Genomic DNA, 15,448 nt, shown 5'->3' on the forward strand with positions numbered 1-15,448 from the left:
GTTTCCGCCGGTCCGATCCTGGGCAGCCACGCGGGCGGAGGATTGCCCGGGGCGGTTGGTACGACAAGCGCCACCGGCACCGATCCGCACCGCTGTTTGTCGACAAACCGCCAACAACCGAAAGACCGACCGACACAGGCGCCGCCTCCTCCGGGCGCCCTGACGAGGAAACACCCCGTGATCAGATTCGAGGGCGCCGGAAAGCGCCACCCCGACGGCACAGTCGCCGTCGAGGGCCTGGACCTTGAGGTCCCGACCGGTCGGATAACCGTCCTGGTCGGACCGTCCGGCTGCGGCAAGACCACCCTGCTGCGCATGGTCAACCGGATGGTCGAGCCCACCTCGGGCCGCGTACTGCTGGACGGCACCGACGTCGCCGAGCTGGAGCCCGCCAAACTGCGGCGCGGCATCGGCTACGTGATCCAGCAGGCCGGGCTGTTCCCGCACCGCAAGGTGATCGACAACATCGCCACCGTCCCCTACCTGCTCGGCTGGGACCGCAAGAAGGCCCGCGCGCGGGCCGCCGAACTGCTCGAACTGGTCGGGCTCGCACCCGAGACCGCCAAGCGGTACCCGTTCCAGCTGTCCGGCGGGCAGCAGCAGCGGGTCGGCGTGGCGCGCGCCCTGGCCGCCGACCCGCCGGTGCTGCTGATGGACGAACCGTTCAGCGCCGTCGACCCGGTCGTGCGCGCCGGGCTCCAGGAGGAGCTGCTGCGGCTGCAGTCCGAGCTGCACAAGACGGTGCTGTTCGTCACCCATGACATCGAGGAGGCCGTCCGGCTCGGCGACCAGGTGGTGGTGCTGCGCGAGCGCGGCCGGATCGCCCAGCTGGCCGACCCGCACACCCTGCTCACCACCCCCGCCGACGACGGCGTGGCCGCCTTCCTCGGCCGTGACCGCGGCCTGCGCGGCCTCGGCCTGTGCCCCGCACACGCCGTCGTGCTGCGCCCCCTGGGCAACGGGCTCAAGGACGGCTCAGGGGTCGGCGTCACGAACGGCGCGGGAGGCGGCGTCACGAACGGCTCCGGTGGCGGACTCAGGTACGGGGGCTGGGAGTTGGCGCTGGACGACGAGCGCCGCCCGATCGGCTGGATCGACCGCGACGCGGTCACCGCCGAGCTGCACCCGGCCGCCGGCTTCCGCCCGGACACCGACACCCTGCGCACCGCGCTGGACGCCGCCGTCCTCTCCCCCGCCGGGGTCGCGGTCGCACTGGACGCCGAGGGCCGCGCCACCGGCACCGCGAGCCGCGAGGCCGTCCTCGCCGCGCTCCGGCCGGGCGCCGACGGTGCCGTCCGCACCGACGGGCCCTTCGCCGCACCGCCCTCGAACAGCAGCAACGGGGACGGCGGCGGAAAGGACGGCACCACCGGGAACGGCGGCCGCGAGCACGGCGCCACCGGGAACGACACCACCGAGAACGGCGACGGCCAGGACGGGGCCTCCGGTGGACGATGAACCGATCGTCCGCTGGTACTGGATCGGCGACCACCTCGGCTACCTCGGCCACCTGCTCGCCGACCACGCCGTGATCGCCCTCGTCCCCGTGCTCATCGGCCTGCTGCTGGCCGTCCCGCTCGGCCTCGCCTGCACCCGCTTCCCCCGGCTCTACCAGCCGTTGTCCGCCGTGTTCAACATCGTCTACGCACTGCCCTCGCTGGCCGTGTTCGTGGTGCTGATCCCGTACACCGGGCTCGCCACCCAGGCGACGGTGATGATCCCGCTCACCTTCTACGCCCTCGCCGTCCTGCTGCCGACCACCGTGGACGGGCTGCGCGCCGTCCCGGACGCCGTCCGGCAGGCCGCCACCGCGATGGGGTACGGGCCGTGGCACCGGCTGACCTCGGTCGAACTGCCCGCCGCCGTCCCGTACCTGATCGCCGGACTGCGGGTCGCGGCGGTGTCCAGCATCTCGCTGGCGAGCGTCGGGGCGCTGGTCGGCCGCGGCGGGCTCGGCTACCTGTTCATCGACGGCTTCCAGCGCACCTTCCCGACCCCGATCGTGGCCGGCATCGCGCTGATCGCCGTCCTCGCGCTGGCCGTCGACCTGGTGCTGGTGGGGGCCCGGCGGGTGCTCGCACCCTGGGCCGTCCGGGAGAAGGGGGCGGGCTCGTGAACTGGCTCGACTGGCTGGGAGACTTCTTCACCTCCCCGGACCACCGCAGCGGCCCGGACGCGATCGTGCACCGGGTCTACGAACACCTGCTGCTCTCCGGCGAGGCCGTGCTGTTCGCGGCGCTGCTCGCCGTCCCGCTCGGGCTGCTGATCGGTTACACCGGGCGCGGTGTCACCGTGGTGACCGCGCTGGCCGGGGCCGCCCGCGCCCTGCCCACCCTCGGGCTGGTGACGCTGGCGGTGCTGCTCGCCGGGGTCGGCGACACCGCGGTCCTGATCCCGCTGGTCGCGCTCGCCGCGCCGCCGCTGCTGGTGGCCGCCGTCGAGGGGGTGCGCGGCACCGACCCGGACGTCCGGGACGCCGCGCGCGGCATCGGCCTGACCCACCCCCAGGTGCTGACGCAGGTCTGCCTGCCCTCGGCCGCGCCGACCCTGCTGGCGGGCTTCCGCACCGCGACCGTCCAGGTGATCGCGACCGCCACGGTCGCCGCCTACGTCGGGCTGGGCGGGCTCGGCCGCTACGTCATCGACGGGCTGGCGACCCGCAAGTACGCCGTGACCGTGGGCGGGGCGCTGCTGGTGGTGCTGCTCGCGGTCGGCGCCCAGTTGTTCTTCGCCCTGCTCGCCCGGTTCGCGCTCCCGCCCGGGGTGCGCGCCCAGCAGCGGGCCAGCTGAACCACCTCTCCCCATCCTCCCGGAAGGACATCTGTCACCATGTCGACAATGAAGCGAAGCCGACGCGCGGTCGTGATCGGCACGCTCGCCGCGCTCGCGCTCGGCGCCACCGCCTGCGGTTCCTCCGGCGGCGACCCGCTCGGCGGGGGTTCCAGCGCCTCGGCGGCATCAGGCGCCCCGGCGGCGGGCGGTTCGGGCGGCGGCTCCGGTTCGACGGTGGTCGTCGGCTCCGCGAACTTCCCCGAGAACGTGCTGCTCGGCTCGATCTACTCGCAGGCCCTCAAGGCCAAGGGCGTCAAGGTCGAGGAGAAGTTCAACATCGGCAGCCGCGAGGTGCTCTACGGCCAGCTGCAGAGCGGCAACCTCACCGTCCTGCCCGAGTACAACGGTGCGCTGCTCGCCTACCTGGACGCCAAGGCCACCGCCGTCACCACCCAGGACGTGAACGCGGCGCTCGCCAAGACGCTGCCGGCCTCGCTGGGGATCCTCGCCTCCTCCCCCGCCGAGGACAAGGACTCGCTCAGCGTCTCCCAGGAGACCGCCACCAAGTACAACCTCAAGAGCATCGACGACCTGGCCGCCAAGGCCGGCGAGTTCACCATCGGCGGCCCGCCGGAGTTCAAGTCCCGCCGCGAGCAGCAGTTCAAGGACGTCTACGCGCTGACGTTCAAGGAGTGGAAGCCCACCGCCGACACCACCGCGAACGCGCTCAAGGACGGCGGCATCCAGGTCGGCAACGTGTTCACCACCGACCCGAAGATCGTCCAGTACAAGCTCGTCCCGCTGGCCGACCCGAAGAACGTCTTCGGCGCGCAGAACATCACCCCGCTGGTCAACAAGGCCGGTGTGGACGCCACCGCGACGGCGGCGCTCGACGCGGTGTCGGCCAAGCTCGACACCGCGGGGCTGACGGCGCTGATGAAGCGGGTCGCGGTGGACAAGGAGGACCCGTCGGCGGTGGCCAAGGACTGGCTGAAGTCCAACGGCCTGGGCTGACGACCGGTCCGGCCCGCACGACGGACGGCGGCCCGGGGACTCGCTCCCCGGGCCGCCGTCCGCCGTTCCCGGCGCCCCCGCCCGCACTCCCCGGGGACCTTCCCTTCCGCGCCGCGAACATGACAGTCTGGGCGCCATGCGCACTCGACTCCTCGCCGCCACCCTCACGGCACTCGCCGCGGTGAGCCTCGCTGCCTGCTCCAGCTCCGGATCGAGCTCGGGCAAGGCCACCTCCGCGGCCGGCTCCCCCACCGCCACCGCCGCCTCCACCGCTTCGGCCGCCGCACCCTCGGACGCCGCCCCGACGCCGGCGGCCCCCGCGCCCGGCACGGCCGCCCCCACGGCCGACGGCTCGGCGGGTACGCCCGCCGCGCCCGCCGACGCCGGCGCCTCGGGAGCCCCCGCACCGGCCAAGCCCGCCCCGCCCGCCGACGCCGGGCTGCCCACCAAGCCGGGCGCCGACCTGACCGGCAAGCTGGTCGCCGCACTGGACGCGATCGACCCGGCGATCGTCGGCGGCAAGCCGGACCAGGCCGTGGACCGGGCGCGCAACCAGTGCCAGTCGATGTACCAGTTCCCCAAGGACAAGGGGAAGCTGGTCGAGCTGGCCAACCAGCGCTTCACCTCGCCCGACCACCCGCAGGGCTTCGGGCCGGACACCGCCGCCAAGATCAACGACGCGCTGCGCGCCACGCTCTGCCCCGCCGCGCGCTGACCCACGCGTCACGCCACCCCCGCTCGCGGCGCCCGCGCCGCGACGCCCCGAACCGCCCGGTGTCCTGAGCGCCGGGCCGCCGTGGCCGCGCCCCACCCACCGGGTGCGCGGCCACGGTCTCCTTCCGCCCCGGTGACGCTCCCCCGGGCGACCCCTCCACCCCGGCCGCCAATCCGCGCCCTACGGCCGCCCGGGCCGTATGCTGACGAACTGTCAGGTCTCTTGACAGACCAGTGGTCTAGTCCAAACATAAGCATGTCGATCCGACCGGGATGCACTGTGGGGGTGTGACCACCGGCGGCTGAGGCACTGCCCTGCCCTGCCCTGTTCCGCTCCACCCCCGCTCCGTACAGCCGCGTGCACACGCGCCGCCGCCCGCCTCCACGCGAGTCGGTGGACCGCCGCACGCCCGCACACCGCACCGCTCCCGATCCGATCCCCGGGCCAGGGCTCACCCGGCCGCTCCCCACACGGCCGCCCGCCCGGGATCGATCGCACCTCCCCAACGTCCTGCCCCACCAAGTCTGTTGGAGAATCCATGCGTCTTCGCAGAACGATCCAGGCCGCCCTGACGGCCTGCGCCACGCTGGCCGCCTCGGCCGGCCTGGTCGCCGTCGGAACGGCCCCCGCCCAGGCCGCCACCCCACTCCCCAGCCGGGTCTTCGCCCCCTACTTCGAAGCCTGGACCGGCCAGAGCCCGGCCCAGCTGGCCGCGCAGTCCGGCGCCAAGCACCTGACCATGGCGTTCCTGCAGGCCGCCACCAAGGGCTCGTGCACGCCGTACTGGAACGGCGACTCCTCCATGCCGGTCTCCTCCTCGACCTTCGGCGCCGACATCGCCACCATCCGCGCCAACGGCGGAGACGTGATCCCGTCCTTCGGCGGCTACACCGCCGACAACACCGGCACCGAACTGGCCGACAGCTGCACCGACGTCAACCAGATCGCGGCCGCTTTCGAGAACGTCATCACGACTTACGACATCAGCCGGATCGACCTCGACATCGAGGACAACTCGCTGACCAACACCGCCGGGATCGACCGCCGCAACAAGGCGATCAAGCTGGTGCAGGACTGGGCCGCCACCAAGGGGCGGAGCATCCAGTTCTCCTACACCCTTCCGACCACCACCGGCGGGCTCGCCGACAGCGGCCTCGCGGTGCTGCGCAACGCGGTCAGCAACAACGCGCGGATCGACGTCGTCAACATGATGACCTTCGACTACTACGACGGCGCCACCCACGACATGGCGGCCGACACCCAGACCTCCGCGCAGGGCCTCTACAACCAGCTGGCCAGGCTCTATCCGTCCAAGACCCCCGCCCAGCTCTGGGGTTCGATCGGGATCACCGAGATGCTCGGCATCGACGACTACGGGGCGGCCGAGACCTTCACCGTGGCCAACGCCACCACCGTGTACAACTGGGCGGTCTCCAAGGGCATCAACACCCTGTCCTTCTGGGCGCTGCAGCGCGACAACGGCGGCTGCCCCGGGACGGCCGGGAGCGACTCCTGCTCCGGGATCAACCAGAACACCTGGGACTTCACCCACATCTTCGCGCCGTTCACCAGCGGCTCCACGGTGAGCAACGACTTCTCGGTCTCCGTCAGCCCGAACTCCGGTACGGTCAGCGCCGGTTCGTCCATCTCGGCGACCATCGCGACGGCCGTGACGGCGGGCTCGGCGCAGAACGTCAACCTCTCGGTCAGCGGCGCACCGGCCGGCGTCACCGCGACCGTCACCCCCGGCAGCGTCACCGCCGGGAGCAACGCCACACTCAACATCTCCACCACCTCGGCCGCGGCGCCCGGCAGTTACCCGATCACCGTGACCGGTTCGGCGGCCTCCGGCAGTCACACCGGCGTCTTCACGCTGAACGTCACCGGCACCCAGCCCGGCAATGACTTCTCGGTCGCGGTGAACCCGAACTCCGGTACCGTGGCGGCCGGTTCGTCGGCATCGGCGACCATCGCGACGGCCGTGACGGCGGGCTCGGCGCAGAGCGTCAACCTCTCGGTCAGCGGCGCACCGGCCGGCGTCACCGCGACCGTCACCCCCGGCAGCGTCACCGCCGGGAGCAACGCCACGCTCAACGTCTCCACCACCTCGGCCGCGGCAGCGGGCACCTACCCGCTGACCGTGACCGCCACCGCGCCGTCCGGCACCCACGCCACGACCTACTCGCTGACCGTCACCGGGACCACCCCGACGACCGGCGTGGTCAACGGTGACCTGGAGAGCGGCGCGCTCGCTCCGTGGACCTGCCAGAGCGGCGGCGCCGTGGTCTCCACCCCGGCCCACTCCGGCACCCACGCGCTGCAGGCCGCGGCCACCGCGAGCCAGACCGGCCAGTGCTCCCAGAGCGTCACGCTGAAGCCCAACACGAGCTACACGCTGTCCGGTTGGGTGCAGGGCAACTACGCCTACGTCGGGGTCAGCGGCGGCGCCAGCGCCGCCACCTGGGCCAACTCCGCCGGCTGGACCAAGCTGTCCGTCCCCTTCACCACCGGCGCCTCCGGCACCGTCACCGTGTACCTGCACGGCTGGTACGGCCAGGGCAACGTGTTCGGGGACGACTTCTCGATCGCGTAGCGGGTGGCACCGGACGGACGACGGACGCCGGACGCCGTATGACGGCCGCCGAATGACGGCCTACGGATGGCGGCCGACAAATAACAGATGACGGATGACAGCTGACAGATTTCAACATCTGTCAGCTGTCATCCGTTCGTCCGTCCGCCCGGCTTCGCCTCAGGCCCCTGCCGCCCGCATCCGCGCCGGCCGGCACAGCGCCAGGTACGCCGCGCTCGCCAGCAGCCCGCAGACCAGGACCACCACGGCCAGCAGCACCGCGGACGGCCGGCCGCCGAGGCTGCTCAACGGGGCGACCACCGCGCCGACCAGGAAGTTGCCCGTCCCGAGCAGCGCCGACGCGGTGCCGGCGACCTGCGGCTCGACCAGGCCGAGCGCCTGCGCGGCGGTGTTCGGCAGGAGCACCCCCAAGCTGCCCATCATCACGAACAGGGGCGCACAGAACCCGACCAGCCCGAAGTCCCACACCGTCGTCAGCAGCACCAGCGCCGCCCCGGCCGCGACCGCCACCGCGAGGCTGCCCAGCATCAGCGCCCGCGCCGTGCAGCGCGGCGCCAGCACGCGCCCGTTCACCTGCGTCATCACCACGATCGCCACCGAGTTCAGCCCGAACAGCAGGCTGTAGGTCTGCGGCGAGACCTGGTAGACGTGCTGGAGCACCGTCGAGGACCCGCTGATGTAACCGAACAGCGCACCGAAGGCGAGGGAGCTGGTCAGCGCCAGCCCGAGGAACGGCAGGTTGCGCAGCAACCGCCCCATCGCCCGCAAGGTCGCGCCCACCCCGCCGGCTTCCCTGGTCTCCGGCGGCAGCGTCTCGCGCAGCGCGCCGAACGCGGCCAGGGTGAGCAGCAGGCCGAGCGCGGTGAGCGTGCCGAAGGTGCCGCGCCACGAGGTGAACCGCAGCAGCTGCGCGCCGATGATCGGGGCGAGGATCGGCGCCAGCCCCGATATCAGCGCGATCGAGGCGAGGAAGCGCAGCAGCGCGACGCCCTGGAAGCGGTCCCGGGAGACGGCGCGCCCGATGACCAGCCCGGCCGATCCCGCCGCGCCCTGGACAAAGCGGGCGGCGATCAGGACCGACAGGTTCGGCGCGAGCGCGCACACCACGCTGGACAGGGTGTAGACGACGAGTCCGACGAGCAGCGGCGGGCGGCGCCCGAAGCGGTCGCTGAGCGGTCCGAAGAGCATCTGCCCGGCCGCGACCCCGAACATCGAGAAGGTGAGGGTGAGCTGGACGGCGGCCGGTTCGGCCACCAGGTCGTCGGCGATCGCGGGCAGGCCGGGGAGGTAGAGGTCGGTGGTGAGCGGTCCGAGTGCGGTGAGGCCGCCCAGGACGGCGATCGTGGCCCAACCGGTGCCGGCCTGGCCGGTGGCGGGTGTGGTGACGGCTGCGGTCGACGTGTCATCGGTGGGGCCGACGGTCGGGCCGGGCATGGCTCTCCTCACGGACGGGGCGACGGGGGTCGTTCGCGCTCCGTCCTATCGCAGCCCGGTCCGGTTCCGACAGCAGGGGGCGCACCCGAGTGCGGTCGCCGCTCCCGCACACCGACGTACCGTACACGCACGGGGGCGGCCCGCCCGCACCTCTCGGTGCCCGGCGGGCCGCTTGGTGGTCCGTCTGTTTCCCGGCCAGATCGGCCGTTCCGCCGCCTCCGGGCCGGTCGGCGCTCCGTACCCTGCCGGCGCTCAGGCCCGGTGGCTGCTCAGGCCCGGCGGCTGCTCAGGCCCGGTGGCTGCTCAGGCCCGGTCAGCGCTCGGCGCACGGCGCCCGGTGGGTGCTCAGTGCTTGGCGGCGTGCTCGGCGCGGAGGGCCGCCTGCACCGCCGCGCCGTCCTGCCAGGCGTAGAGCTGGTTACCGGTCAGCGTCACGTTGTAGTGCCCGCAGGTGCCGCTGGCCTTGGCCGCGACGCCCTCCGGGAACCAGCCGGCCTTGAGCGTCATCGGCACCGGGTGCGCGGACTTGCCCGGCAGCCCGGTGGTGCAGCCGACGGGCAGCCGCCCCTCCGGAAGGGTGGCGCGCAGCAGGCGGTCGTCGCCCGTGGTGGACATCAGGTACTTCACGCCGGAGGCGTTGTCGGGCAGCCAGGCCGGCATCGAGCGGCCGTCGGCCTTGGCCTGGGTGCCGGTCTCGTACGAGGCCTGCTCCTGGTGGCGGCCGTCGTACCAGTCGGACACCCTCGGACCGACTGCCACGGCCGCCACGGCCACGGCCATGCCGGTGCCCGCGACTCCCAGCGCGACCTTGCTCACGATGCCCTTCATGCCCGACTGTCCTCTCCGTGTCCGTGTCCGTGGCCGGTGCTCTCGGCCGGTGTCCGTGCCCGGTTCCGTCGCCCCGCGTCCGCCGCCGGCAGCCATCTGGATCCGCTTGGGTCTGCTCTGCCGGCCCGGCCGACGCACTGCGCCATCCGGTGCAACCATCGTGGCCCGTGCCGCTCCGGCGGAGCGTCACCACCAAGTCGCGATCTTGTCTCCAACCCACGGGGTACCGTCTCCACCTTCAGGCGTATGCCGTCCGGCAGAGGCGCTGAGCTCCGGAGGACCGGCACGTGCCGGTCCGGCGCTCAGGTTGGCACACCCGGGTCGAGTGCCGCCCGAGCCCCGATCGAGCCTCGCTCAAGCCCGGCACCGCCGCAGCCGGGCCTGCTGCACCCGGGGCATCGGGACCCCGGGGCGTCAGGTCGCCGTCGGGTCCGGCCGCGTTCGGCCGGGTCCCGCGGATCGCCGCGGACCTGCAGATCGGCGCGGATCGGCGCGGGCCCACCGGTCCGCGCCACGGGGTCGGACGACCACGAGTCGGACCGCCACGAGTCGGACCGCCACGGGTCAGACCGTCACGGGCACCGGGCGGGCCACCGGGAAGGGGCGTCCGTCGAGGGTCCAGTGCGGGTCGATCGGGCGCAGCAGGGAGGCGTACACCTGGGCGGCGACGTCCGGGTGGCGGATCTCCCTGGCGGGCGGTCCGGCCGGAATGCCGTGCCCGGCGCAGGCGACCCAGGCCGTCCGCTCCTCGACCGTGCGGCCGCCGTGGCCGCCGGCGTCGACGTGGCCGTGGTCGGTGACGACGATGACGGTCCACTGCTCCTCGGCGTACGTGGCGCGGCCGCGGACGGCGTCCAGGAGGCGGCCGAGGCGCTCGTCGGCGGCGAGCATGGCGGCGCGGTACTCGTCGCCGCAGCCGAGGAAGTGGGCGGTCTCGTCGACGGCGCCGAGGTAGACGAAGGAGGCCTCGGGGTCGGCGGTGCCGAGGACGTGGACGGCCTCCCGGGTGACCTCCTCGTCCACGACCTCCCAGGCCTCGGGGGTGTCCTCAGCCGGGGCGATGTAGGAGAGCCGGCCGGGGGCGCGGAAGAGCGGGCCACCGGACTCGTTGATCATCAGCGGGTCCCAGCCGGCCGCGACGAAGGTGCGGCGGCGGTCGCCGCGGTTGAGACGGGTGGCGAAGTCGGGGAACACGTCCAGCCGGTTGCCGGCCAGGTGGTTGCCCCAGACGCCGTGCTTGGCGGGCTCGACGCCGGTGACGATGGTGGCCCAGCACGGGCCGGACATGGTCGGCGTGCTGTCCGCCACGGTGACCGGCACCAGGAACCCGGCCTCGGCGACCTCCTGGAGGCGCGGCATCGGCACCTGCGCGAGGTAGTCGTGGCGGACGCCGTCGATCCCGACGACGAGCACCCGGGGGCGGGGCCACTGGACAGCGGACATGGCGGGGGTTCCTTTCGGTCGTGCACGCGCTCGGCCGCGCCCGTCAGGGGCCGCCGCCGACCGCGCCATGCTTCACCGGCCGCCGTACCGTCCGGCGTCGCACCGTCGAACGGCAGGTGTCCGCCGGGTGTCGGGAGATCGCCGATCGGCCGTCCGACGGCCGTCCGGACGGGCCCGGGGCCGGAAGGCCGTCCCGACCGCCCCGGGGCAGCCATACCGTCCCGACCGACCCGGCACCGGAGGACCGGACGGACCGACCCTCGGTCAGGCGACCGCGCGGACGAAGCGGCGGTCGGTCTCCGCGAGCTCGGCGGCCGGGCCGGCGGCGTGCAGCACGACGTCCAGGACGCGCTCCGGGTCGGCGGCGTAGCAGTGCGCGAACCACGGCAGGTTGGCCTCGACCACGGCCCACCGCTCGGCCGGGTCGTACGGGTCGGCGATCGGGCCGACGTCCAGGGCGACCGCCCCGGGCAGGGTGTCGCCGACGGCCGCGAGCAGCCGGCGGGCGAAGGCGACGGCCTCGGGGGTGGTCGGCGCCGGGTCGAGCCGGCCGAAGCGGGCGTAGCGGCTGCCGGTGAGCACCTCGCCGTCGCGGACGAACAGCCGGTACTCGGCGGCGAACGTCACCGGCTCGCTGACCAGCACGGGCGTGTCCGGACCGATCCGCTCCCCGGTGCGCGGCAGCCGGGAGCCGTCCGGGTAGACGGCGGGCGGCAGCGACTTGTCGGCCGGCGGCTTGACGAACGCCGGGTGGCGCAGCGTCCAGGCCTCGGCGAGCGTGGTCAGCTCGATCCGGCGGCGGGTGAACTCCTCGGGGAGCCGGGCGAGCCAGTCGTCCTCGGGTTCGAGCAGGGCCAGGCCCAGCGGAGCGGCGATCCGGGCGGCGGCGAGCGGCCCGCCGTACCAGTGCACGGGCCGCCCGGCGAGCTGCCGGACCGTCTCCGGGCCGTGCAGGACGGCGGTGGTGAGACCGCGTCGGGCGGCCGCCTCGACGAGCAGGGCGGTGGTGCTGGTCGGCTGGGCCGAGGTGAGCAGGACGCGGTCGGCCGCCGCCGGCCCACCCGCCCACGCGGCCGCCACGTGCCCACCCGGCCCCGCGGCGGTCGGCCCCGTCACGGCGCGGGCCGGAACTCGTGGACGACCTCGATGCGGCCGACGATGTGCCGGTTGAACTCGTCCAGCTCCTCGGCGGGCACCCAGAGTTCGAGGATCGTCCGGCCGCCGACCTGCTGCACGGGGTAGCGGGCCAGGAACCCGGTCTCGACCTCGAAGCGGGTGACGTAGCCGACGCCCGAGGCGGGGACGTTCCAGTCCCGGGCGATCCGGATCGCGTAGTCCTCGTCGAGGACGGGGTAGAAGATCGGCTGGTCGGGCAGGCGGGCCGGCCAGGCACGCCAGTCGGCGGCCTCGACCAGCGCCAGCTCCTGGGGCCCGGTGGGGCGCCAGAGGGTGGTGGTCCGGGGTGTCCGGGCGTGCTGACTGGTCATGGCAGGGAACGGTAGCCGGGTCGTCGCGGGCCCGGCCACCGGATTTCTCCTGCTCAGGCGGGGTGGACGGCCGGTCAGCGGTACGCGGGCTCGCCGGTGATGGCCTCGCCGAGGACGAGGGTGTGGATCTCGCTGGTCCCCTCGTAGGTGAGCACCGACTCCAGGTTGTTGGCGTGCCGCAGCACCGGGTACTCCGTGGTGATGCCGTTCGCCCCGAGGACCGTCCGGGCGCTGCGGGCGATCTCCAGTGCGGCGCGGACGTTGTTGAGCTTGCCGAAGCTGACGTGCGGCGCGCGGGCCGCGCCGTCCTCCTTGAGCCGGCCGATCCGCAGCGCCACCAGGTAGGCCTTCTCGACCTCCAGCATCATCTCGACCAGCTTCTGCTGGGTCAGCTGGAAGCCGGCGATCGGACGGTCGAACTGGATCCGGCTCTTGGCGTAGTCCAGCGCGGCGGTGTAGCAGTCACGGGCGGCGCCGACGGTGCCCCAGAGGATGCCGTAGCGGGCCTCGTTGAGGGAGGAGAGCGGCCCGCGCAGGCCGACCACCCCGGGGAGCACGGCGTCGGCGGGCAGGACCACCTCGTCGAAGGCGAGCTCGCTGGTCACGGAGGCGCGCAGGGAGAGCTTGCCGTGCACGTCGGTGGTGGTCAGGCCGCGGGTGCCGCGCTCGACCAGGAATCCGCGCACGCCCTCCTCGGTCTGCGCCCAGACCACGGCGACGTCGGCGATGCTGCCGTTGGTGATCCACATCTTGCTGCCGGACAGCACCCAGTCGCCGCCCTCGCCGCCCTTGCGGACCGCCCGGGTGCGCATGTTCGCCGGGTCGGATCCGAAGTCCGGCTCGGTGAGCCCGAAGCAGCCGATCAGCTCGCCGGCGGCCATGCCGGGCAGCCAGCGCTGCTTCTGCTCCTCGGAGCCGAAGGCGTGGATCGAGCGCATGGCGAGCGAGCCCTGGACGGAGACGAAGCTGCGCAGCCCCGAGTCCGCCGCCTCCAGCTCCATGCAGGCCACGCCGTAGGCCACCGCGCCGGCGCCCGCGCAGCCGTAGCCGTCGAGGTGCATGCCGAGCACGCCGAGGGCGCCGAGTTCGGGGGCGAGTTCACGGGCCGGGAAGACGCCGCGCTCGAACCAGTCGCCGATGTGGGGGCGGATCCGCTCCTCGGTGAACCGGCGGACGGTGTCGCGGATCAGCCGCTCCTCGTCGGTGAGGAGGTCGCCGACGGCGAGCAGGTCGGACGGGTCGATCCGGGTCGGCTTCGTCATCGAAGCTCCTTGTAGTCTCGGCGGAGTACCGGTCTCGGCGCCCGGTCCCGGCGTGGGTCTGCGGAGTACCGGCGAGTATTCCGCACGTGGCCGGGCCGTGGTGGGTGCGAGCGAGTGAGGAAAGCGACATGGACGGCTTCGTGGCCGACGACGCGTACGCGATCGGCCCGGTGACGGCGGAGGAGCTGCCCGGCGTGGCGGAGGAGCTGGCCGCGCTGCTGGTGGACACCGTGCACGCCGGCGCCTCGCTGGGCTTCCTCGCACCGCTGGACCACCGCGAGGCCCTCGCGTGGTGGCGGGCCCTGGGCCCGGACGTCGCGGACGGCCGGCTGCTGCTGTGGACGGTCCGGGCCGGGGCGGACGGACGGCTGGCCGGGACGGTCCAGCTGCGCCCGGCGGCACCCGCGAACGGCCGGCACCGGGGCGAGGTGGCCAAGCTGATGGTGCATCCGGCGGACCGCGGGCACCGGCTCGCCGGGCGGCTGCTGGCGGCGCTGGAGCAGCGGGCGCACGGTCTGGGACTGCGGCTGCTCGTCCTGGACACCGAGACGGGGAGCCCCGCGGAGCGGATGTACGCGGCGGCGGGCTGGACCCGGGTCGGTTCGGTCCCGGACTACGCGACGGACCCGTCGGGGGTCCTCCACCCGACGACCGTCTTCTTCAAGGCCCTGGGCGGCTGAGTCGGCTCACCCCACCCCGCACAGCCGGAGCACCGCCGTCGTCGCCGCGCCCGCGACGACCACCAGTGGGAACGGCGCCCGGCGCACGGCGAGCACCCCCGCGACCAGCACCCCCGCCGGGCGGGCCCACCCCGCGAAGCCGTGCCCCTGGGTCAGCGCCCCGGTCGCCACCAGGGCGACCAGCAGCACCGCCGCGGCGACCGCCAGCAGGTGCCGCAGCCGGTCGGAGAGGGTGAGCCGACCGCCGAGCAGCGGCCCGGCGAGCCGGAAGGCGTACGTCCCGACGGCCAGCAACAGCACGGCGTAGAGCGGCATCATCGGGCCGCCTCCTTCATCGTCATCGGCGGATCCGCCCGAACCACCCGGCCGGCCGGCACGGGAGCCTTCCTCTCGGACGCCTCGCCCGCGGGTGGCCGCCCGTCGTTCTCCCCCTCGGACGTCTCCCCGGCGGACGCCTCGTCCGTGGGCACCTTCCCGTCGGACGCCTCCGCCGCGCCCGGCTGGCCGGCGAACAGCAGCCCGACGAGGGCGAGCAGCACCGGCAGCCCGCCCGGTACGAACGGCGTGACCGCGACCGCCACCACCGCGCCCACGACCGCGGCCGTACGGGTGCGGCGGTCCGTGAGCGAGGGCAGCACCAGCGCGAGCAGCACCGCGGGGAAGGCGGCGTCCAGGCCCAGCGCGTCGGTGTCGCCGATCATCCCGCCCGCGACGGCACCGAGCAGCACCGAGACGTTCCACACCGCGTACAGGGCGATCCCGCAGAGCCAGAACACGGCCCTGCGCCGCCGCGGCCCGCGCTGCTGCAGGACGAAGGCGGCGGTCTCGTCGGTGATCAGCTGCGCACCGACCAGCCGGCGCCACCACGGGCCGTCGAGGACGTCGGCGACGGTGAAGCCGAAGGGCAGCAGCCTGGCGTTGAGCACCAGGCCGGTGGCGACGGCCGCGAGCACGCCGCCGCCGGACAGCACCACGCCGACCGCCGCGAACTGGGAGCCGCCCGCGAACACGAGGACGGAGAGCACGACCGGCACCCACAGGGGCAGACCGCCGGAGACGCTGATCGCGCCGAAGGAAGCGCCGACGAGGGCGTCGGCCAGGCAGACCAGGGCGATGTCACGAAGAGTGGCACGCTCCAGTGTTCGGAGTAGCGAACGCATGTCCATTAGAGTGAACCCGTTCCCCCGGGTTCGTCAAGGCGAACAATGAGACCGACAGGC

The 15,448-nt window shown here is 73.8% G+C and carries 15 protein-coding genes; 7 read left to right on the forward strand and 8 right to left on the reverse strand.

Translation table 11 applies throughout. From position 1 onward, the window contains the following. Positions 1–177 precede the first annotated feature (177 nt). The 6 genes from ABT048_RS00435 to ABT048_RS00460 all read left to right on the forward strand — a co-directional run bounded on the left by ABT048_RS00435 (position 178) and on the right by ABT048_RS00460 (position 7,094). A complete protein-coding gene (locus ABT048_RS00435) occupies positions 178–1,458 on the forward strand; it encodes an ABC transporter ATP-binding protein (RefSeq protein ID WP_350519036.1) in 1,281 nt (426 codons plus the stop codon). Then, positions 1,448–2,116: an ABC transporter permease gene (locus ABT048_RS00440; RefSeq protein WP_350519037.1), complete on the forward strand. Its 669-nt coding sequence runs from the start codon at positions 1,448–1,450 to the stop codon at positions 2,114–2,116. Before ABT048_RS00435 ends, ABT048_RS00440 begins: the two co-directional genes overlap by 11 nt. Further along, positions 2,113–2,790 carry an ABC transporter permease gene (locus ABT048_RS00445; protein WP_350519038.1) on the forward strand — a complete coding sequence of 226 codons (678 nt, stop codon included), beginning with the start codon at positions 2,113–2,115 and terminating at the stop codon, positions 2,788–2,790. Before ABT048_RS00440 ends, ABT048_RS00445 begins: the two co-directional genes overlap by 4 nt. 48 nt (positions 2,791–2,838) lie before the next feature. Further along, entirely contained in the window at positions 2,839–3,786 is a 948-nt protein-coding gene (locus ABT048_RS00450) for an ABC transporter substrate-binding protein (protein ID WP_350519039.1), read from the forward strand. Positions 3,787–3,922: 136 nt separating this feature from the next. Continuing rightward, the gene (locus tag ABT048_RS00455; RefSeq protein ID WP_350519040.1) at positions 3,923–4,501 is read left to right on the forward strand and encodes a hypothetical protein; all 579 of its coding nucleotides are present in this window, start codon (positions 3,923–3,925) and stop codon (positions 4,499–4,501) included. A gap of 538 nt (positions 4,502–5,039) precedes the next feature. Next, positions 5,040–7,094, forward strand: coding sequence for a glycosyl hydrolase family 18 protein (locus ABT048_RS00460; RefSeq protein WP_350519041.1), 2,055 nt, complete (start codon positions 5,040–5,042; stop codon positions 7,092–7,094). A gap of 159 nt (positions 7,095–7,253) precedes the next feature. On the opposite strand, the gene ABT048_RS00465 is transcribed toward ABT048_RS00460, so the two are convergent. The 6 genes from ABT048_RS00465 to ABT048_RS00490 all read right to left on the reverse strand — a co-directional run bounded on the left by ABT048_RS00465 (position 7,254) and on the right by ABT048_RS00490 (position 13,548). Continuing rightward, positions 7,254–8,528 (reverse strand): multidrug effflux MFS transporter, encoded by a 1,275-nt coding sequence (locus ABT048_RS00465; RefSeq protein WP_350519042.1) that lies wholly within the window; start codon positions 8,526–8,528, stop codon positions 7,254–7,256. Positions 8,529–8,873: 345 nt separating this feature from the next. Beyond that, the gene (locus ABT048_RS00470; protein WP_350519043.1) at positions 8,874–9,356 is read right to left on the reverse strand and encodes a hypothetical protein; all 483 of its coding nucleotides are present in this window, start codon (positions 9,354–9,356) and stop codon (positions 8,874–8,876) included. Positions 9,357–9,920: 564 nt separating this feature from the next. Next, positions 9,921–10,799 carry an alkaline phosphatase family protein gene (locus tag ABT048_RS00475; protein ID WP_350519044.1) on the reverse strand — a complete coding sequence of 293 codons (879 nt, stop codon included), beginning with the start codon at positions 10,797–10,799 and terminating at the stop codon, positions 9,921–9,923. 264 nt (positions 10,800–11,063) lie between these two features. Further along, positions 11,064–11,834 carry an ATP-grasp domain-containing protein gene (locus ABT048_RS00480; RefSeq protein ID WP_502893953.1) on the reverse strand — a complete coding sequence of 257 codons (771 nt, stop codon included), beginning with the start codon at positions 11,832–11,834 and terminating at the stop codon, positions 11,064–11,066. A 77-nt stretch (positions 11,835–11,911) separates the two neighbouring features. Next, a complete protein-coding gene (locus ABT048_RS00485; RefSeq protein WP_350519045.1) occupies positions 11,912–12,286 on the reverse strand; it encodes a hypothetical protein in 375 nt (124 codons plus the stop codon). Positions 12,287–12,360: 74 nt separating this feature from the next. After that, positions 12,361–13,548, reverse strand: a complete 1,188-nt coding sequence (locus tag ABT048_RS00490; protein WP_350519046.1) for an acyl-CoA dehydrogenase family protein — start codon at positions 13,546–13,548, stop codon at positions 12,361–12,363. A 128-nt stretch (positions 13,549–13,676) separates the two neighbouring features. Between ABT048_RS00490 and ABT048_RS00495 the strand changes: the two genes are divergently transcribed. Beyond that, positions 13,677–14,228: a GNAT family N-acetyltransferase gene (locus tag ABT048_RS00495; protein ID WP_350519047.1), complete on the forward strand. Its 552-nt coding sequence runs from the start codon at positions 13,677–13,679 to the stop codon at positions 14,226–14,228. 6 nt (positions 14,229–14,234) lie between these two features. Here the strand turns inward: ABT048_RS00495 and ABT048_RS00500 are convergent, their stop codons facing one another. Together ABT048_RS00500 and ABT048_RS00505 are read right to left on the reverse strand one after the other, a co-directional pair. Next, the gene (locus ABT048_RS00500; RefSeq protein WP_402802169.1) at positions 14,235–14,543 is read right to left on the reverse strand and encodes an AzlD domain-containing protein; all 309 of its coding nucleotides are present in this window, start codon (positions 14,541–14,543) and stop codon (positions 14,235–14,237) included. Further along, on the reverse strand, positions 14,543–15,388 hold the full coding sequence (locus ABT048_RS00505; protein ID WP_350519049.1) for an AzlC family ABC transporter permease: 846 nt from the start codon (positions 15,386–15,388) through the stop codon (positions 14,543–14,545). Before ABT048_RS00505 ends, ABT048_RS00500 begins: the two co-directional genes overlap by 1 nt. Positions 15,389–15,448: the final 60 nt, after the last annotated feature.

The sequence above is a fragment of the Kitasatospora sp. NPDC096140 genome (assembly GCF_040303045.1).
Taxonomy (GTDB): Bacteria; Actinomycetota; Actinomycetes; order Streptomycetales; family Streptomycetaceae; genus Kitasatospora.